Origin of the sequence: Mesorhizobium sp. M0244, assembly GCF_040321795.1 — a bacterium.
Classification (GTDB): Bacteria; Pseudomonadota; Alphaproteobacteria; order Rhizobiales; family Rhizobiaceae; genus Mesorhizobium.
In genome coordinates this window covers 154,096-172,142 of record NZ_JAMYSE010000007.1, presented here as the reverse complement: position 1 = coordinate 172,142, position 18,047 = coordinate 154,096, and the positions used below count along the sequence as shown (strand labels likewise).

Genomic DNA, 18,047 nt, shown 5'->3' with positions numbered 1-18,047 from the left:
CCTCTGGCCTGCCGGCCATCTCCCCCTCAAGGGGGGAGATTGCGCGCGCCACGATCGGCGCCAGTTCTTCGGCCAGCTGCGCAATCCGCTTCACCCGCTCGCCCTGGGTGCCGAGCTTGGCGTGGAAGGTGACGCCGAGATGGTCGAGGCGGGCCATGCGCTGGTCGAGCGGTTTTTTCAGATCAAGCCCGAACTTTTCCGCCGATCCCCGCAACTGGTCGAGATCCGGCAGGTCACCCTGATCGGTCTTCCAGAAATAGAGCGCGTCGGACAGGCGGGCCCGCACCACCTTGCCGTTGCCGTGGGCGATCTCCTTGCCGCCATCCCTGGCCTCGATGTTGGCGGTCAGGATGAAACGGTTGGAGAGCTCTTCGCCGGCACTGTGTGACCGCGTCACGAAGCACTTCTGGTTGGCGCGGATGGTGAGCCGGATCACCTCGGCCGGAATGGCCAAGAAATCCTGCTCGAATTCGCCCATCAGCACGACGGGCCATTCGACCAGGCCCGACACTTCCTCCAGCAGCCCCTCGTCTTCGACGAGATCGAGCCCACTGGCGAAGGCGAGGTTCCTGGCGTCGGCAAGAATGATCTCTTTGCGCCTGTCGGCATCGAGCACGACCTTCGCCGCTTCCAGCTTGGCGACATAATCGTCGAAGCGGCGCACCGTGATGGCGCCCGGCGCCTGAAAACGGTGGCCGTAGGTGACGTTGCCTGAGCGGATGCCGTCGATCTCGAAATCGATCACCACCGGCTCCTCGGTTTCGGGGCCGAAGGTGCACAGGATCGATTGCAGCGGCCGCACCCAGCGCAACGAGCCGGGCTTGGCCGAAGCCGGCCCCCAGCGCATCGATTTCGGCCAGGGGAAGTTGCGGATGATACCTGGCACCAGCTCGGCGATGATCTGCTCCGCCGGCCTGGCCGGCTTCGCAATATGGGCAACATAGAAGTCGCCCTTCTTCGGATCGGAATGAACATGCGCCTCGGCAATCGAGGCAAGCCCGGCCTTGCGCAGAAAGCCCTGCACCGCCTGCTCGGGCGCCTTGGTCGAGGGGCCTTTGATCTCCTCGCTGATGTCCTTCGAGCGCGCGGTCAGGCCGCGAATGTCGAGCGCAAGCCGGCGCGGCGTCCAATATTCGCGCGCCGCCTCATAGGTCAGCCCGGCGTCGACCAGCCCGTCGGTCATCATCTTCTTCAGGTCGCCGGCAGCTTTCCTCTGCATACGAGCAGGAATCTCTTCCGAACGGAGTTCTAAAAGCAGGTCGGGCATTGATTGTGCTCACGCGGCAAATGGTCCGGGCGGGGCATAGCAACTCGGCTGGCCGCTGTCACCCTTCCCTGCAAGATCGGCGCGTCCAACGGCGATTTCCGAAAAAATTCAGCCGCCTGTCGGACACGGCCCGGCCCGTCCGTCCTTGGGTCAAAGATTTCCATGAACCGAACGCAGCGCTGAAGCGACCAACGCTCAGGCAGAGAGCTATTGGCTGAACGACCATGAAAACGGCATCGATATTCCTGCAGATCCTTGCGCTCAGCGCCTGTTTTACAGCGCAGGTGCATGGCACGTTCTCGATGCCCGGCGTCAGGCAAGCGCTGCGGACAATGGCCGGCTCCAGCGGCCAGGGCGTATTGCCAATCAGCGCTCCTGCCGAAATCGCCTGGAGCTAGGCCGCAAGCCCGCCCGCCTGCGTCAGCAGAAACGCCTCGCCGCAGGCTTTGGCCAGATTGCGCACCCGCAAGATGTAACTCTGCCGCTCGGTGACGGAAATCACGCCGCGTGCATCGAGCAGGTTGAAGACGTGGCTGGCCTTGATGCACTGGTCGTAGGCGGGGAATACCATGCGGTGGTATCCCTCCCCCTTGAGGGGAGGGTGGCCAGACAAAGTCTGGCCGGGAGGGGTCGCCCGCGCAGTGCTCGATGCCTGGCTTGAGGTGCCTTCAGAGATGACCCCCTCTGCCCGCTTCGCGGGCATTTCCCCCTCAAGGGGGGAGATAGGCGCGCCGGCTTCTAGCAGCGCCTTGCACTCGGCCTCGGCGTCCTGGAAATGGCGCAGCAGCATTGCCGTGTTGGCGAATTCGAAATTGTGGCGCGAATATTCCTGCTCGGCCTGCAGGAAGACATCGCCATAGGTCACCTTGTCGGCGCCTTCGCGGCCGTTGAAGTTGAGGTCGTAGACATTGTCGACGCCCTGCACATACATGGCCAGCCGCTCCAGCCCATAAGTGAGCTCGCCGGCCACCGGTGCGCATTCGATGCCGCAGACCTGCTGGAAATAGGTGAACTGCGACACCTCCATGCCGTCGCACCAACACTCCCAGCCCAGCCCCCAAGCGCCCAGTGTCGGGCTTTCCCAGTCGTCCTCGACGAAGCGGATGTCGTGCAGCAGCGGATCGATGCCGATCGCCGCCAGCGAGCCGAGATAAAGCTCCTGCAAATTGGGCGGATTGGGCTTCAGGATCACCTGGTACTGGTAATAATGCTGCAGCCGGTTCGGATTCTCGCCATAGCGCCCGTCCTTGGGCCGGCGAGAGGGCTGGACATAGGCCGCGTTCCAGCGTTTTGGGCCGAGCGCGCGCAATGTCGTGGCCGGGTGGAATGTGCCGGCGCCGACTTCCATGTCGTAAGGCTGGAGGACGACGCAGCCGTAGTCCGCCCAGTAATTATGCAAAGTCAGGATCAGCCCCTGGAACGAGCGGCTGGGATGCATGTGGGCAGGGATATCAGCGGTCACGGCGGCCTCGACGGAGCGGCGGGATGCGGCACCTCGTAAAGTGCCGCTCCGCGACCGTCAAGGCGACGGGTTATCCCTTCGGGGCGGGCGCCGGCTCGGGCTTCACGTTCGGGGTTTCCTGCGCCGTGTTGGATTCGATCGGCGGCAGGCCCTTCATCAGTTTTTGCTGCAAGGCGGCAAGCACGTCCGGGTCCGGCTTCAGGTCGCGGGCCTGGTTCCATTGGAAGGTGGCTTCCAGCTTGCGGCCAACGCGCCAGTAGACGTCGCCGAGGTGATCGTTGAGCACCGGATCCTCCGGCTTCAACGAAACGGCGCGTTCCATTTCGCGCACCGCGTCATCGAACTGGCCCAGGCGGTAATAAGCCCAGCCCAGCGAATCGACGATGTAGCCGTCGCTCGGCCTCAGGTCGACGGCCTTCTGGATCATCGCGAGGCCTTCCTTGAGGTTCATGTTCTTGTCGACCCAGGAATAGCCGAGATAGTTCAGAACCTGCGGCTGGTCGGGGTAGAGTTCCAGCGCCTTGCGGAAATTCGGCTCGGCCTTCGGCCATTCCTTCAGCCGCTCATAGGCGATGCCGCGCTGGTAGAAGATGTTCCAGTTGGCGCTGGTCGGGGTCTTCAGCACCTCGACCGCCTTGTCGTAAAGGTTGGCGGCGGAGCGGAAATCCTCCTTCGAGGAATAGACGCCGCCGAGCGCCAGATAGGCCCGCATATCGTCGGGATGCGCATCGACGATGGCCTTGAGGTAGGCGATCGCCTCGTCCTTGCGGTCGAGATCGGCAAGGTTGAGGCCAAGCTGCAGGTCCGAAAGCTCCTTCAGCGGCGAGCCGGCGGGAATGCGGCGATAGAGGGCGATAGCCCCCTCGCCGTCCTTCAACTGCTCGGCAACGGCGGCAAGCTGAACGAGCGCCGCGTCGTTGTCGGGCCTCAGCGCCAGGGCATATTGCAGATAAAGCCGCACGAACGGCTCGCCGCCGCCGCGGTTGAGCGCGGTGGCGAGATCGAGCAGGATTTCCGAGGCGCCGTCCGACGGACCGGCAACGAAGGGTTCGATCTTTTCGCCCTTGTTGATCTTGTTGCGAAGCGCTGCGATCTCGATCTTGCCGGGCGCAAACGTCTCGGCCTGGTCGAGCACCGACAGCGCCTTGGCCTTGTCGCCCTTGCGGGCGAGGAAAGAGGCATAGGCCTGCGCGTTGCGCATCCATGTTTCGGGAGCGGCGCCACCGGCCGCCGTGTCCTGCAGGGTGGCGGTGTAGAGCGCATCCGCCCTGTCGGGCAGGCCGGAGGCGTCGGCAATCAACGCACGGTGGAAGGACTTGAACAGACCGAACCAGTCGGGGCCCTGCAGCTTGTCGATTGAAGCAATGGCCTCGCGGGCGTCACCCGCACCCTGCTTGGCCCAGCCGGTCATGACGCCGGAGATCAGCCGGTCAAGATCGGATTCCAGCGAAAGCTTGAGCCAGTATTCGGCCTTCGAGAAATCCTTCTTGTGGAAGGAATCGATGGCCAGCGCCAGGCGCGAGAAGCGCTCGACGTCGGGAACCGCCTTGAGCTTGTCGGCATAGACCAGGGACTCATCGAAGCGCCCCTGCGCGATCAGCGACAGCATCAGGCTCTGCTGCAGTCCCGTATCGTTCGGATCGAAGGCGAGCGCCTGCTTGTAATAGGAGATGGCGCTGTTGAGATCGTTGTCGCCTTCGGCAATCCGCGCGGCGAGATAGGCTCCCGAGAAGGACGTGATCCTGACCGGCTCGCTGGTCTGTTTGGCATGAGCCGGCAGAGCCGAGATCGCCATGCCCGTCACTATTGCCAGCCCAGTCAGCCAGCGCGCACATCCTTGCCGCATCGTATCCCTTTCAGCCAAACGCGATGTCCCGCGTCAGCGGGATCGCCGTAGACTCGATCTTTCCAGGTAAAGCATGGCCTTTTTGGGGTCGGGCTTCAACCCGGCCCGAATTCACAATCGGGTCAAGCAATTAATAAACCATGCCGAAAGGGCCTAACTGCGGCCCTCGACCGCATGGCGTCCGCTTCGGCGCTTCCGCTCCGCGCACGAAACTCAGGACCCCAGCGACAGACGTGCGTCCAGCGCCTGCATCGAAACGGTGACCAGAGCGTGCAGCCGCTCTTTCGGCACGCCGTCGCGCGCCTGCACCGACAGACCAAACAAAAGCGTGGTGTAGTAATCGCCGAGGGCCTCCGGGTCCGTGCCCGGTTTGAGTTCGCCGTCCCGAACGCCCTTTCTCAGGCGCTCGACAATCAGTGCATTGCGCGCGTGGCGACGCTCGGCCAGCCAGCGCAGCACACCGTCGTTTTCAACGGCGCAGTTGGTCGCGGCCGAGACAACCATGCAGCCCCGCGACAGGCCCGGCCGGGCATAGATTTCGATTGCATCACGCAGCAATCGTTCGACAAACCGCCGGGCGGTTGGCTCCTCGGCAAGCGCGCGGCTGGCAAAGCTTCCTTCTTTGGTCTCGTACAGAACGATAGCTTCCCGAAACAGGTTCTCCTTCGAGCCGAACGCGGCATAGATGCGCGGCGAGGCCAGTCCAAGCACCGACACGAGATCGGCCATCGAGGTCCCCTCATAGCCGCGCGTCCAGAAGGCGTCGCGCGCTTTCTCCAGCGCCTGATCCCGATCGAACTCCCTTGGCCGTCCTGCCATTGCGACCTCCATTTTTTATCAATCAACAAATAATCCGCTTGACTTCGGATTGCAAATTTAATTCTTTGTCGATCGATAAAGAATCACTGCAAATGGAGATTGACATGAGTTCACTGGATTAAAGCGCGCCGTTCGGCGCCGCGGCAACAGGAGGGGTCGGAGCGAGGCGCGGTGCAACGCTGGCGCTGCTCTCCTTCGCGCAGCTTATCATCGCGCTCGACCTCAACATCGTCTTCGTGGCGTTGCCGGAAATCGGCGCGGGGCTGGGCTTTTCGGGCCAAACCCTGCAGTGGTGGTCAGCGCCTACACCGTCTTCACCGGTGGCTTCCTGCTGTTCGGCGGCAGGGCCGCCGACCTGATCGGCCAGCGCCGGGTCTTCATTTTCGCGCTCTGGCTCTATGCGCTTTCGTCGCTGGTCGGCGGCCTCGCCTGGTCGCCGGAAATGATCATCGCGGCCCGTGCGGTGCAAGGTATCGGCGCTGCGTTCCTGTTCCCGGCCACGCTGTCGCTGATCAATCGCCTGTTTGCCGAAGGGCCGGAACGCAACCGGGCGCTCGCCGTCTGGGGCGGCGCCGGAGCAAGTGGCCTGACGCTCGGCTCGCTGGCGGGAGGGCTTCTCACCAGCGCCTTCGGCTGGCCCTCCGTGTTCTATGTCAACGTGCTTTTGGCCGGGGTCGCCATCATCGCAGCTTTCGCCATCATTCCGCGTGACCGCCAGCGGCATGAACATCGCAGCTTCGATCTGCCGGGCGCGCTGACCGTCACCGCCGGCGCGACGCTGCTCGTCTTCACGCTGGTTCAGGGGCCTGAATATGGCTGGGGTTCGACCGCGATCATCGTCAGTGCCGCACTGGCGGCATTCTTCCTGATCGCCTTCGCAGCGATAGAGGCAAGCAGCGCCGACCCGCTGATGCCGCTGCGCCTGTACCACAACCGCAGCCTCGTCGCCGGCATGACGATCACCTTCCTCTTCATGGGGACGTTCGGGGCCCTGCCCTACTTCCTCACCGTGCTTTTACAGAACGTGCATGGCTTCACCGCCTTGCAGGCCGGCCTTGCGTTTCTCGTGCCATCGGTCGCCATCGCGGCCGGCACGCAGGTCGGCGAACGTCTGGCAACGCGTTTTTCGACACGCGCCACGCTGGTCGGCGGCATGATTGGCGGCGCGATCGGAACGGCCGTGATGGTATCCGGTGCAAACGCCGACAGCAGCTATCTGTCCCTCGTGCCTGGCCTTATCATCTCCGGTGTCGGACAAGGCATCGTCTGGACCGCCATGTGGATCGCCGCCGCTTCGGGTGTTTCCCATGACGAGCAAGGTGTCGCGTCGGGAATGGCCTCCACCATGCTCAATGTCGGCAATGCGATCGGCATGGCGGTGTTGATCGCGATTGCCAACCGCCATGTCGGTGGATTGACAGGGGATGCCTTGAAGATCGCCGTCGCCGACGGCATCCAGGTCGCCTTCTGGCTCGCCGCGGCAGGTATCGTCGTCAGCCTGCTCGCTGCAATGGTTCTTCCGGGGAAACCAAAATGACGGGCGGGCGCCATGCCGGCCACATACCGGCGACGTCTCTCAGTTCACCCGGCTGATGCAGAAATCGATGACGTCGATCAGCGCCGACTTTTGCGGCGTCGCCTCGAGCGGCGCCAGCGCGTCACGAGCGATTTCGCCGAAATGGCGGGCGCGCCCGATGGTGTCGGCAATCGCGCCGGGGCGGAGCATCAGGCCGATTGCCTTTTCCAGCCCGGCATCGTCGGCTGCATTGTCCTCGATGGCGCGTTTCCAGAAGCTGCGCTCGGCCTTGGTGCCGCGCCGATAGGCGAGGATCACCGGCAGCGTCACCTTGCCCTCGCGAAAATCGTCGCCGACATTCTTGCCGAGGTCCTTGCTGGTGCCGCCGTAATCCAGCGCGTCGTCGATCAGCTGGAAGGCAAGGCCGAGATTCATGCCATAGGAGCGCAGCGCGGCGCGATCGTTGCGCGTCGCGAGCGCGATAACCGGCCCGACTTCGGCGGCGGCCGAGAACAGCGCCGCGGTCTTGGCCTTGATCACGGCGAAATGCTCGTCCTCGGTGGTCTCGAGGTTTTTGGCCGCGGCGAGCTGCATCACCTCGCCTTCGGCGATGACCGAGGCCGCACTCGACAGGATGTCGAGCGCCTCCAGCGAGCCGACATCGACCATCATGCGGAAAGCCTGGCCGAGCAGGAAATCGCCGACCAAAACGCTTGCCTGATTGCCCCAGATCATGCGGGCGGTCTTCTTGCCGCGCCGCATGCCGCTTTCGTCGACGACATCGTCGTGGAGAAGCGTGGCGGTATGCATGAATTCGACCGATGTGGCGAGCTTGACATGGCCGTCACCGGAATAGCCGAACATCTGGGCGGCGGCGAGCGTCAGCATCGGCCGCAGCCGCTTGCCGCCGGACGAGATCAAATGGTTGGCGATCTCCGGGATCATCTCGACGTCGGACCCGGCCTTCGACAGGATCAGTTCGTTGACGCGTCCCATATCGGCTGCGGTCAGGTCGATGAGATCCTTGATCGAGGCGGCTTCCCGCTTCCCGTTTTCAATGTTGAGAACGACACCCACGGCAAAACTCCCAACCTCGATATGCACGACGGCAACATGGTCCCTGGACAGACTCTAGGGCGGCACCCACCGATGCGGCAAGAGGCGAATTGGCGCGGCGGCTCTGGTACATGATCACGTCCACGTTTACATCAACGCCGCAAACTGCGAGTTTCATCCGATGATAGAGCTCATCCGCACCAACGACGCCGTCATCATTTCGTTTGTCGAATCGCTGATGCGCGATGCCGGTATCGGCTGTTTCGTCGCCGACCAGAACATGAGCGTGCTCGACGGCTCGATCGGCATCCTGCCCCGCCGTGTCATGGTGGACGCCGACAAGGCCGATGCTGCACGGCGCATCCTGACGGATGCCGGCATCGCCAACGAGATCCGCCAAAAATAATGTCCGCGTCGCCCGCTGCCCTTGTCCCGGACATGCCGGCTCATACGGTCGATGCCTTTCATCGCGGTCGCTTCTGGCTGGTGCAGCCGAGAAAGGCAGGCCACCGCGCCGGCATGGATGCGATGATGCTGGCGGCTGCCGTGCCGTCCTCCTTCGCCGGGCGGCTTGCTGACTTTGGCGCGGGTGCCGGTGCGGCCGGCCTGGCGGTGCTATCGCGCTGCCCCGGCGCCGAGGCAGTGCTCGTCGAGCGTTCCCCGGAAATGGCGGCCTTCGCCACAACGACGCTTGCTCATCCCGGCAATGCGCATCTCAGCGACCGCGCCTCCGTGCTCGTTGCCGATGTCGCGCTGTCGGGCCGGGCGCGAACGGCCGCCGGCCTTGAGGACAACAACTTCGATTTCGTCATCATGAACCCGCCGTTCAATGCCGCCGAGGATCGCGCGACGCCCGATCCGCTGAGAAAGGCCGCGCACGTCTCGGAGGATGGATTGTTCGACAGCTGGGTCCGCAGCGCGGCCGCGGTGGTCAGGCCGGGCGGCGGGCTGGCCGTCATCGCCAGGCCGGAACAGCTCGGCGCCATCCTCGATGCCATCGCCGGCCGCTTCGGCGATGCCGAGATGCTGGCCGTCCACCCTCGCCCCGAGGCGAAGGCGATCCGTATCGTCGTCAGAGCAATTCTCGGCGCACGCGGAAAGCTGTCGATCCAGCCGCCGCTGATGCTGCATGCATATTCAGGCAATGGCCCCTCGGAGCGGACAGAGCTGATCAATAACGGGCTGGCATCGCTGTTCGGAGACTGATCCATTTTGATTGCCGGCGTGACGGCATTGCCGTTGGCCGGCGAATTCCTACATGCCTCAAGCAAATCGACCGGAGACAGCCCCCTCGTGAAACGCCTTTTCAATCGCCTGCTGCCGAAATCCTGGCGCTCCACCGTCGTCACCATTCCGGTCATCCGGCTGCACGGCACGATCATGGCCAGCAGCGGTCAATTCCGGCCGAGCCTGTCGCTAGCGTCGACCGCCGGCCTCATCGAAAAGCTGTTTTCCTTCGAAGCGCCGGCGGTCGCCATCTCGATCAATTCGCCAGGCGGTTCGCCGGTGCAGTCGCGGCTGATCTTCAGGCGCATCCGCGACCTGGCGACGGAGAAGAACAAGAAAGTCCTGGTTTTCGTCGAGGACGTGGCGGCATCGGGCGGCTACATGATCGCGGTCGCCGGCGACGAGATCTTTGCCGACCCGTCCTCCAGCGTCGGCTCGATCGGGGTGGTGTCGGCCTCGTTCGGCTTTCCGGAGCTGATGAAGAAGATCGGCGTCGAGCGCCGCGTCCACACCGCCGGCCAGAACAAGGCGGTGCTCGACCCGTTCAAGCCGGAAAAGAAGGAAGACGTCGAGCGCCTGAAGGCGCTGCAGCTCGAGGTCCACGAGACGTTCATCGACGTCGTCAAAGACAGGCGCGGCACCAAGCTCAAGGACGATCCAGACCTGTTCACCGGCCTGTTCTGGACGGCCAAGAAGGGGCTCGAGCTCGGGCTCGTCGATGCGCTCGGCGACATGCGCAGCGTGCTGAAGGGCCGTTTCGGGCCGAAAACCCAGCTCAAGCTGATCACCGCGCCGCGCGGCCTGTTCGGCCGGTTCGGCCTTTTCGGCTCGAGTTTTTCGGCGCCCGATATTGCCGCCGCGGCTGCAAGCGGCGTCATCGATGCGGCGGAAGAGCGCGCACTTTGGGCGCGCTTCGGGCTTTGAAAAGCCGGTGAAAGCGTCTAGCATAAATCATCAACCGACCCGACCGGCCGCCTTGCCGGCCTTGCGAGGGAGGAGTTTGACATGCCGCAGATCATTTTCTTCGCCGTCGTCGGCATTGCCGCCTATTTCGGCTACCGCTCCTTCGTTAGGGAAGCCGACCGGGTGACCGCCAAGGTGCGACGTACCGAAAAGCAGGCCGCCAACGGCACGATGGGAACGCTGGTCAAGGATCCGAAGACCGGCGAATACCGTCTGGCCAAGGATTGACCGTCGTCCCCCTCGCGGCCGAGCCAGTGAACTCCGAGGCCAGCATCCGGGCATCGCATGCGCACGCCAAGATAAATCTGGCGCTGCATGTCACCGGCCGGCGCGCCGACGGTTATCACACGATCGAAAGCCTGGCTGTATTCACGCGCTTCGGCGACCGGATCGAGACGGAACTTGCCGACGGCGACGGATTTTCCGTGTCCGGCAAATACGCCGCCGCGGTACCGGCCGACGACAATAATCTGGTGGTGAGGGCGCGCGACGCGCTGCGGCGCGAGGCCGGTTCCCAGCATGCGCCGGCTGTCGCCATCAGGCTCGAAAAGAACCTGCCGGTTGCGTCCGGCGTCGGCGGCGGGTCGAGCGACGCGGCGGCGGTGTTGCGCGCTCTGGTCCAGACCTGGGGACTTGATGTCGGCGACGCCGAACTGGCGCGGATCGGCCTGTCGCTAGGCGCCGACGTGCCGATGTGCCTCGCCGCCAAACCGCTGATCGCGCGCGGCGTCGGGGACGAGTTGACGCTCGTGCCGGGTTTCCCGGCCCTGGGTCTGGTGCTCGTCAATCCCGGCACTGCCGTCTCGACGGCCGAAGTGTTCGACGCGCTTGGCCGCCGCGACAATGCGGGGCTGCCGCCGCTGCCGCGCATTGTCGACTTCCACGGCATCCGCAACTGGCTGGAGATCACCCGCAACGATCTCGAGCCTGCGGCGCGCGCAATCCAGCCGGCCATCGGCAAGGCGCTTTCCGTGCTGAACAAGGCCGGAGCCGGTTTTGCCCGGATGTCGGGTTCCGGCGCCACTTGCTTCGGGCTGTTCGAGACCGGCAATGTGGCCAAGCGCGCGGCCGTCGATATCCGCGGCCGCCATCCCGACTGGTTTGTCGCAGCAACGCGAAGCCTGACCTCGGAGGCTGAGGCCCATGGCCAGGATTGACGAGAGCCGCCCCTTCGTTCCCGTGCGCATCGCGGTGCTGACCGTTTCCGATACGCGCAGCCTCGCCGACGACAAATCCGGACAGACGCTGGCCGACCGCATCACGAAGGCCGGCCACGTTCTCGCCGCCCGCGACATCGTCACCGACGACCTGGAAAAGATCCGCGACAGAGTCCTGGGCTGGTCGAAGGACGATGCGATCGATGTCGTCATCACCACCGGCGGGACCGGCTTCACCGGCCGCGATGTGACGCCTGAAGCGCTGGAGCCGATCTTCGAAAAGCGCATGGACGGCTTTTCCCAAGTGTTCCACCGCATCTCCTACGACAAGATCGGCACCTCGACGATCCAGAGCCGGGCAACTGGCGGCGTCGTCAACGCCACCTTCGTCTTTGTGCTGCCGGGCTCGCCCGGCGCCTGCAAGGACGCCTGGGACGGCATCTTGAAGCCGCAGCTCGACTACCGGCACATGCCCTGCAACTTCGTCGAGATCATGCCGCGGTTGGACGAGCATTTGCGGCGCGGCTGAGACGGAGCGAGGTATCGGCCGGACGACACCGCCTCAGCGAATGACCGGCTCGCCGTGAAAGCGCCGGCGCGACGGCGGCGAGACGCCGAAGCCGACTTCCATCATCAGCCGCGGCGTGCGCGTCGGCACGGTGCCCATATGGAAGCCGAACGGATCCTCGACAAAGCCGAGGCCGGCCGGCCCGGTCAGCGTGACCGGGCTCTGCTCGCCGTAGACGCCCAGCACCTCTTCCGCCGAGTGGCCGACCAGCAGCGTCAGCTGATGCTTCAGGATGCGGCGGTTGTGGGAGCCGCGGACATAGACATGCGGCCCGGTGTCGGCGTCGACCGGCACCAGGTAGAAAAAGAACTTCAGCATGCGCCAGTCGTCGAGGTCGAAATGGTATTTGCCGAGCGAGGCCATGTTCTTGTCGGCGTCCGAGACGCCACCGGTCGGAAAGCTCCACCAGACGCGGGTCGTGATCAGCTTGGCCTGGCTGCCGAGATAGTGTGCCGCGACGTCGAGAAGCAGCGGATCGCGCTGCACGGCGACCGCAGCGCTGCAGTCGAGAACCCGCTCGAAATAGTGACCGCTGAGCAGCGGTCGGCCGAAATGCTTTTCGGCATCGGCGTGTTTTTCGGGCAGGAATTCGAGCCGGCGGTCGAAATTGCCGAAGCATGGCGTGCGCTCGGCGAAGCGGGCGATCTCCTCATGGATGGCGGCCGGCAGCGTCAGGCCCGAATAGAGCCCCTCGGAGCGCAGCGCGCCGACGACGGCATCGCGGTCGACGCCGGCGAACATCGTTTCACCGACATTGCGCGCCGGCGGAACGGGCTTTGCACCGCGCCAGTGCAGCCGCCGCGCCGGCATGGTGCGCGCCAGCATGAACATCGGCAACCATGCCGGATTCTCGCGAAGGTCGGACAGGTAGGTCGGGATCCGGGCGGCGATGCGGCGCAGCGTACCGCCGTTGCGTGCGATCGCCTCGAGGCTTGCAGCGCCGGATTTGTCAGGGCTTGAAAGGGTCATCGGGGTCCTCAAATGTCTGGGGAACAGCATCGACGATAGTCGTCGCCGCTCCGGCACATCCCAAACCCTATTCGCCCGTTTCGCCGGGAATGGTACCCCCCAGCCACGTTTTGTGCAATGCACAATAAATGAAACCTCGGCAAAAATTCGCTTCGGCAGTTCCCCGAACCGAGACGGTAAGGCGTCACTTCCGCGGCGCCACCCATATCTCGGCGTCGAGCCTTCTTGTCGCCAGGCCGCGGGCAATCGCTTCGGCGCTGCGGGCGCTCTTAGACAGCGCCGCGGCCTGACGCTTGCTGATCACCAAGCCTTCGGCGAGAGCGCGATTTCCGGCAAAGACGCGCGACAGGAACGGCGCGCGGCTGCCGCGTGCCCGCGAAAACCGCGCCGCCATGGTTTGCCTCGCCGTATGAGCGACGACCTCGTCGATCCAGCCCTCCCCCAGCCGCGCTCCCGGCTCCAGCAAAAGCAGCCACTCGCCTTTGGCCTGCCTGATGCCGGCAGCGATGCCGCCGCTGACATAGTGGCAGCCGGCATGTTCGGCGACGCGGTGCGTCTGGTCGGTCGAGCCGGTGTCGCAGACGACGACGTCGCGCACCACGCCCTCGACCGCGCCGCCGATCAGCGAGGCGAGCGTGCGGGCAAGGCCCTCCTCGTCATTCAGGGTTTCGATCAGAACGCTGAGCATCTTTAGCCGAATAGCGGAAAGCGCTGGGCTGCGCCAGTTTTTGCGGCGTGCCGCTAAAAAGTTCTTGCTTTGTTCTCACCAATCAAATAGGAATAGTTTCCATGAGCAGAGCGATTCGACAGCGGGCAGACAGTCCCTGGGAGAGGGCCAAAATGGAACAGATCGTGCGTGCCGATATTGCAGCCTTCGGAGCTGGCAGGGCCGAGATGGCGAATGCGATGATCGAGCAGAGCGGCATGCGCGTGCGTCCGGAACGCAATCGCGGCAGGTCGGCGGGCATCAATCCGTCCGGCCGTTTCGAGCCGGTCAGCCGGCATGTGTTCGACGACGGCTGGAATTCGCTGGAGGAGCTGCCGCCCTTCAAGACCGAGGTACAGGTCGAGAAGCCGCGCACCATCATCACCCGCAACGAATCGCCCGACATCTCCTTCGATCGCTCGATCAACCCCTATCGCGGCTGCGAGCATGGCTGCGTCTATTGTTTCGCACGGCCGACGCACAGCTTCATGGGCCTGTCGGCGGGGCTGGATTTCGAATCGAAGCTGTTCGCCAAGCCGGATGCGGCGCGGCTGCTCGACAAGGAATTGTCGAAGGATAATTACCAGCCGCGCACCATCGCCATCGGCACCAACACCGATCCCTATCAGCCGATCGAGAAGCAATACCGGATCATGCGCGAGATCCTCGAAGTGCTGGAGGCGCGCGGGCATCCGGTCGGCATCGTCACCAAATCGGCGCTGGTGACACGCGACATCGACATCCTGTCGCGCATGGCCGAGCGCGGGCTGGCTAAGGTGGCATTGTCGGTGACGACAATGGACCGGATGTTGGCCAGAACGATGGAGCCACGCGCGTCGACGCCGACCAAGCGGCTGGAGGCGATCCGGCAGCTTTCGGATGCCGGCATTCCGGCCTCGGTCATGGTCGCGCCGATCATCCCCGGACTGACCGACCCGGAGATGGAGCGCATCCTCGATTCGGCGCGGGCCGCAGGCGCGCGCGAGTCGGGCTATGTGCTGCTGCGCCTGCCGCTGGAGGTCGCGCCGATCTTCAAGGACTGGCTGCTGCGCCACTATCCTGACCGCTATCGCCACGTCATGTCGCTGATCCGTTCGATGCGCGACGGCAAGGACTACGATTCGGAATGGGGCAAGCGCATGAAAGGCTCCGGCCCCTATGCCTGGCAGATCGGACGGCGCTTCGAGATCGCCGCCAAGCGGCTCGGCCTCAATGCCGAGCGGCGCTCGCTGCGGACCGACCAGTTCATCCCCGCTGCCAAGGCAACCGAGCAGCTGATGCTGCTGTGAAGTCTTTGTTTATGCATGTCGTTTTCCCAAAACCGCGACACACTTTTGGGCGACATGCAGTGTTGGCGCCGGCCGCCATTGGCTGGGGCGAAAAATCCCGTCCGGCCTGTCCTGTCCCCGGGCTTCAGACGGTAACCCTCCGGGTCCGGTGCCCCGCCCGACCCAGAGGGACTTGCGGAGAATCGGAGCCGATGCGAACCTCGCCGCACCATGGCTCGCGCGCGTTCCGATTCTCCGCTTCTCTTCGAAATCGTCGAGAAACCCGACTTCTCCTTCGAAACGAAGGCGATGGCCGAAGGCCTGTGGCCGGTGGCGGGGATGGACGAGGCCGGTCGCGGCCCGCTCGCCGGGCCGGTCGTTGCGGCAGCGGTGGTGCTCGATCCTGCCAACATCCCCGATGGGCTCGACGATTCCAAGCGGCTGACGCATTTGCAGCGCGAGGCGCTGTTCCTGAAAATCCTCGGCTCGGCCTTGGCCGTGTCGATGGCGTCGGTCAGCGCGGAAGGCATCGATGCCAGCAACATCCTCAAGGCCAGCCTAGAGGCGATGCGCCGTGCCTTGGCCGGCCTGTCAATCCGGCCGAAGCTGGCGCTGGCCGATGGCCGCGACGTGCCGCCCGGCCTGCCCTGCGAGGGCAGAGCGCTGATCAAGGGCGACCAGCGCTCGCAGTCGATCGCCGCAGCCTCGATCGTCGCCAAGGTGATGCGTGACCGCATGATGTGCGGCTGCGGCAGCCATCATGCGCATTATGGCTTCGAGCTGCATATGGGCTACGCCACTGTGCGCCATCGCACGGCGATTGATCTGCATGGGCCGGTGGCACGGCTGCACCGCGCCTCCTTCGCACCGTTCCGGTTCGGCGGGACTGAGGTGCTGGAGGAAGAGAGCCTTTCGGGCCTGGATTGAGGTGAAAGCGGCTAGCCGTATATCTCCCCCCTCGAGGGGGAGATGTCGCCGAAGGCGACAGAGGGGGTCGGTACGTCCTGGCGCGACGCCATGAGGGACGAAGGAGAGGGTTGGCGCTCCACGCGCTGCTACCCCCTCTGGCCTGCCGGCCATCTCCCCCTCGAGGGGGGAGATTACGCTCCGCTTAATTCAACTTTGACTTCAAATCCTGCAGCGAGGATTTGAACAGGTCGGCGCCGGCCTTGGCGTCGATCTTGCCGGCAAGCAGTGTGCGGACGGCTTCGACGGCGATGTCGACTGCGCTGGCGCACACTTCGCCGATCGCCTCACAATCGGCCTCTACTTTTTTAAGTCTTCGTCACAGCATCACAATATGTACTTAAAATCATCTAAAGAGCAATCGATGAGCTTCACGCTCACATACCATTGAGCTTGCGGAGTTAGATGTCCGTCGTGATCGATTGATTTATTCGCGCCATCTCCACATGCGACAGAAATGTCCGTATCGACGAAATATAAATAACGTGAAACGTTCTGCCTGACCCTTGCTGTTCCACAAAGTTCGTATCTCCGACGAAAGGGTTCCTCCAATAAAATTGTTTCTGTCAATTCGAATCAATACGGGGCTATATATAAATATAAACGATAGCGTTCCGAATAATGTGGCGATGGCTAACAGTAAGAACAAGAATTTCTTCATGGTCTTTTATTCCGGCACGCCACATCTGGCTTTGATGTCGTGCCAGGACGTACCGACCCCCTCTGTCGCCTTTGGCGACATCTCCTCCTCGAGGGGGGAGATTACGCGCTCAGCCGGTTTCGCTAAAAAAGCCGCCAGGTTTCCCAGGCGGCTTTCGATGAATTCTCGATGAAGTCACTTAGTTCAGCTTCGACTTCAAATCCTGCAGCGAGGCGTTGAACAGGTCGGCGCCGGCCTTGGCGTCGATCTTGCCGGCCAGCAGCGAGCGCGCCGCTTCCACCGCGATGTCGACGGCGCTGGCGCGCACTTCGCTGATCGCCTCGCGCTCGGCCTGGCCGATCTTCTGCTCGGCCAAGGCGGTACGCCGGGCGACATAGTCCTCGGTCTTCTTGTGCGCCTCGGCAGCAAGCATGTCGGCCTCGCGCTTGGCGGCGGCGACGATGTCGGCGGCCTCCTGCTCGGCTTCCTTGCGCTTGCGCTGGTATTGGCCGAGCAGTTGCTGGGCCTCTTCGCGCAACCGGCGCGCTTCCTCGAGCTCGCTGCTGATCTTGTCGGCACGGGCATCGAGCGCCTTGGCGATCATGCCCGGCACTTTGATGTAGACGGCAATGCCGAGGAAAATAATCAGGGCAACGGTTGCCCAAAGCGTCGCGAGAGATGTTGCGTCCATGATGCGCTCCTCACCCGGCCACGGATTTGACCGCGGCCGCGATCTCGGCCTTGCTGGCCTTGCCGCCGACAAGCGCCTCGACGATGGCCGAAGCGGTGTCCTCGGCGATCGTGCCGACTTCCTTCATGGCATTGGCCTTGATGGAAGATATGCGCGCCTCGGCCTCGCCAAGCTTCTGGTCAAGCGCTGCTTCGATCGTCTTGCGGGCAGCCTCCGCTTCCGCCTTGGCGGCATCGTTGGCCTGCTGGCCGATTGCATTGGCCTTGCCCTTGGCTTCCGCCAGTTCCTGCTCATAGGCGGCAACGGCGGCATCGGCCTCGCTTTTGAGCCGGGCAGCATGGTCGAGATCCTGCGTGATGCGGTCGTTGCGAACGTCGATGATGCCGCCGACGCGCGGCATCACTACCCGTTTTAAAAAGAGATAGAACAGCCCGAAGGTGATCGCCAGCCACAGAAGCTGCGAGGGGAACGTCGCCGGATCGAATGGCGGAAACGTGCCATGCGCCTCGGCAGGCACGCCGGTGGCGGAATGCGTGTCGCCTTCCGTTGCGGTGGGCGCGGACTCTTGCGCAAAGGCAGATGTCACGAACATGGACTATCCCCGAAATTCAGGCCCGCCGCAGGATCGCGGCCGGCCCGTTCAATTCTTCGCAGTATTCAGCCGAACAGAGCGAGAAGCGCGATGAGAAGCGAGAAGATTCCCAGCGCTTCGGTCACGGCGAAGCCGAAAATCAAGCGGCCGAACTGGCCGTCGGCCGCCGACGGGTTGCGCAGCGCGCCCGCCAGGTAGCTGCCGAAGATGTTGCCGAGGCCAATGCCCGCGCCGCCCATGCCGAGGCATGCGATGCCGGCGCCGATGTACTTTGCTGCTTCTGCGTCCATTTGTTCAACTCCTTTGGATCTAAAATTCCGTTGCAAATTCCATC

20 protein-coding genes and 1 pseudogene are annotated in these 18,047 nt (G+C 63.8%); 10 read left to right on the top strand and 11 right to left on the bottom strand.

From position 1 onward, the window contains the following. The coding region (glyS, locus tag NKJ08_RS08530) for a glycine--tRNA ligase subunit beta (RefSeq protein WP_352781631.1) at positions 1-1,267 on the bottom strand (1,267 nt) is incomplete at its 3' end. Positions 1,268-1,491: 224 nt separating this feature from the next. On the opposite strand from glyS, the gene NKJ08_RS08525 reads away from it, so the two are divergent. Continuing rightward, positions 1,492-1,665 carry a hypothetical protein gene (locus NKJ08_RS08525; protein ID WP_352529252.1) on the top strand — a complete coding sequence of 58 codons (174 nt, stop codon included), beginning with the start codon at positions 1,492-1,494 and terminating at the stop codon, positions 1,663-1,665. Here the strand turns inward: NKJ08_RS08525 and NKJ08_RS08520 are convergent. The 3 genes from NKJ08_RS08520 to NKJ08_RS08510 form a co-directional block, all read right to left on the bottom strand. Continuing rightward, positions 1,662-2,729, bottom strand: coding sequence for a glycine--tRNA ligase subunit alpha (locus NKJ08_RS08520; RefSeq protein ID WP_352529254.1), 1,068 nt, complete (start codon positions 2,727-2,729; stop codon positions 1,662-1,664). The two genes, NKJ08_RS08525 and NKJ08_RS08520, sit on opposite strands and share 4 nt — an antisense overlap. Before the next feature lie 70 nt (positions 2,730-2,799). Beyond that, positions 2,800-4,575: a tetratricopeptide repeat protein gene (locus NKJ08_RS08515; RefSeq protein ID WP_352781633.1), complete on the bottom strand. Its 1,776-nt coding sequence runs from the start codon at positions 4,573-4,575 to the stop codon at positions 2,800-2,802. A gap of 213 nt (positions 4,576-4,788) precedes the next feature. After that, positions 4,789-5,394: a TetR/AcrR family transcriptional regulator gene (locus NKJ08_RS08510; protein ID WP_352779341.1), complete on the bottom strand. Its 606-nt coding sequence runs from the start codon at positions 5,392-5,394 to the stop codon at positions 4,789-4,791. A 289-nt stretch (positions 5,395-5,683) separates the two neighbouring features. On the opposite strand from NKJ08_RS08510, the gene NKJ08_RS08505 reads away from it, so the two are divergent. After that, positions 5,684-6,931: an MFS transporter gene (locus NKJ08_RS08505; protein WP_352529260.1), complete on the top strand. Its 1,248-nt coding sequence runs from the start codon at positions 5,684-5,686 to the stop codon at positions 6,929-6,931. Between the two features lie 39 nt (positions 6,932-6,970). Here the strand turns inward: NKJ08_RS08505 and NKJ08_RS08500 are convergent, their stop codons facing one another. Next, the gene (locus NKJ08_RS08500) at positions 6,971-7,987 is read right to left on the bottom strand and encodes a polyprenyl synthetase family protein (protein ID WP_352781630.1); all 1,017 of its coding nucleotides are present in this window, start codon (positions 7,985-7,987) and stop codon (positions 6,971-6,973) included. Positions 7,988-8,147: 160 nt separating this feature from the next. Here NKJ08_RS08500 and NKJ08_RS08495 point away from each other — a divergent pair, with 160 nt between their 5' ends. The 6 genes from NKJ08_RS08495 to moaB all read left to right on the top strand — a co-directional run bounded on the left by NKJ08_RS08495 (position 8,148) and on the right by moaB (position 11,842). After that, entirely contained in the window at positions 8,148-8,372 is a 225-nt protein-coding gene (locus NKJ08_RS08495; protein WP_023674082.1) for a putative signal transducing protein, read from the top strand. After that, positions 8,372-9,172 carry a tRNA1(Val) (adenine(37)-N6)-methyltransferase gene (locus NKJ08_RS08490; RefSeq protein WP_352529264.1) on the top strand — a complete coding sequence of 267 codons (801 nt, stop codon included), beginning with the start codon at positions 8,372-8,374 and terminating at the stop codon, positions 9,170-9,172. The genes NKJ08_RS08495 and NKJ08_RS08490 overlap by 1 nt, the downstream gene beginning before the upstream one ends. A gap of 87 nt (positions 9,173-9,259) precedes the next feature. Further along, complete coding sequence (locus NKJ08_RS08485; protein WP_352781629.1) at positions 9,260-10,117, top strand: S49 family peptidase; 858 nt, start codon at positions 9,260-9,262, stop codon at positions 10,115-10,117. Positions 10,118-10,198: 81 nt separating this feature from the next. After that, complete coding sequence (locus NKJ08_RS08480; RefSeq protein ID WP_352529268.1) at positions 10,199-10,384, top strand: hypothetical protein; 186 nt, start codon at positions 10,199-10,201, stop codon at positions 10,382-10,384. A gap of 26 nt (positions 10,385-10,410) precedes the next feature. Then, entirely contained in the window at positions 10,411-11,313 is a 903-nt protein-coding gene (locus NKJ08_RS08475; RefSeq protein ID WP_352529310.1) for a 4-(cytidine 5'-diphospho)-2-C-methyl-D-erythritol kinase, read from the top strand. Next, on the top strand, positions 11,300-11,842 hold the full coding sequence (gene moaB, locus NKJ08_RS08470) for a molybdenum cofactor biosynthesis protein B (RefSeq protein WP_352529270.1): 543 nt from the start codon (positions 11,300-11,302) through the stop codon (positions 11,840-11,842). Before NKJ08_RS08475 ends, moaB begins: the two co-directional genes overlap by 14 nt. A 33-nt stretch (positions 11,843-11,875) precedes the next feature. On the opposite strand, the gene NKJ08_RS08465 is transcribed toward moaB, so the two are convergent. Together NKJ08_RS08465 and NKJ08_RS08460 are read right to left on the bottom strand one after the other, a co-directional pair. Beyond that, positions 11,876-12,850, bottom strand: a complete 975-nt coding sequence (locus tag NKJ08_RS08465; RefSeq protein WP_352529272.1) for a phytanoyl-CoA dioxygenase family protein — start codon at positions 12,848-12,850, stop codon at positions 11,876-11,878. A 184-nt stretch (positions 12,851-13,034) separates the two neighbouring features. Further along, the gene (locus NKJ08_RS08460) at positions 13,035-13,538 is read right to left on the bottom strand and encodes a glycosyltransferase (protein WP_352529274.1); all 504 of its coding nucleotides are present in this window, start codon (positions 13,536-13,538) and stop codon (positions 13,035-13,037) included. A gap of 152 nt (positions 13,539-13,690) precedes the next feature. Between NKJ08_RS08460 and NKJ08_RS08455 the strand changes: the two genes are divergently transcribed. After that, on the top strand, positions 13,691-14,845 hold the full coding sequence (locus NKJ08_RS08455; protein ID WP_352529276.1) for a PA0069 family radical SAM protein: 1,155 nt from the start codon (positions 13,691-13,693) through the stop codon (positions 14,843-14,845). Between the two features lie 210 nt (positions 14,846-15,055). After that, entirely contained in the window at positions 15,056-15,751 is a 696-nt protein-coding gene (gene rnhB / locus NKJ08_RS08450; protein WP_352779332.1) for a ribonuclease HII, read from the top strand. Positions 15,752-15,935: 184 nt separating this feature from the next. On the opposite strand, the pseudogene NKJ08_RS08445 reads toward rnhB, so the two are convergent. From NKJ08_RS08445 to NKJ08_RS08430, 4 genes and pseudogenes are all read right to left on the bottom strand, one after another. Further along, a pseudogene (locus tag NKJ08_RS08445) lies at positions 15,936-16,091 on the bottom strand (ATP F0F1 synthase subunit B); the annotation flags it as partial. A 538-nt stretch (positions 16,092-16,629) separates the two neighbouring features. Continuing rightward, positions 16,630-17,121 carry a F0F1 ATP synthase subunit B gene (locus NKJ08_RS08440; protein ID WP_352529280.1) on the bottom strand — a complete coding sequence of 164 codons (492 nt, stop codon included), beginning with the start codon at positions 17,119-17,121 and terminating at the stop codon, positions 16,630-16,632. Between the two features lie 10 nt (positions 17,122-17,131). Next, positions 17,132-17,713, bottom strand: a complete 582-nt coding sequence (locus tag NKJ08_RS08435; RefSeq protein ID WP_352529282.1) for a F0F1 ATP synthase subunit B — start codon at positions 17,711-17,713, stop codon at positions 17,132-17,134. Positions 17,714-17,778: 65 nt separating this feature from the next. Then, entirely contained in the window at positions 17,779-18,003 is a 225-nt protein-coding gene (locus tag NKJ08_RS08430) for a F0F1 ATP synthase subunit C (RefSeq protein WP_006206606.1), read from the bottom strand. Positions 18,004-18,047: the final 44 nt, after the last annotated feature.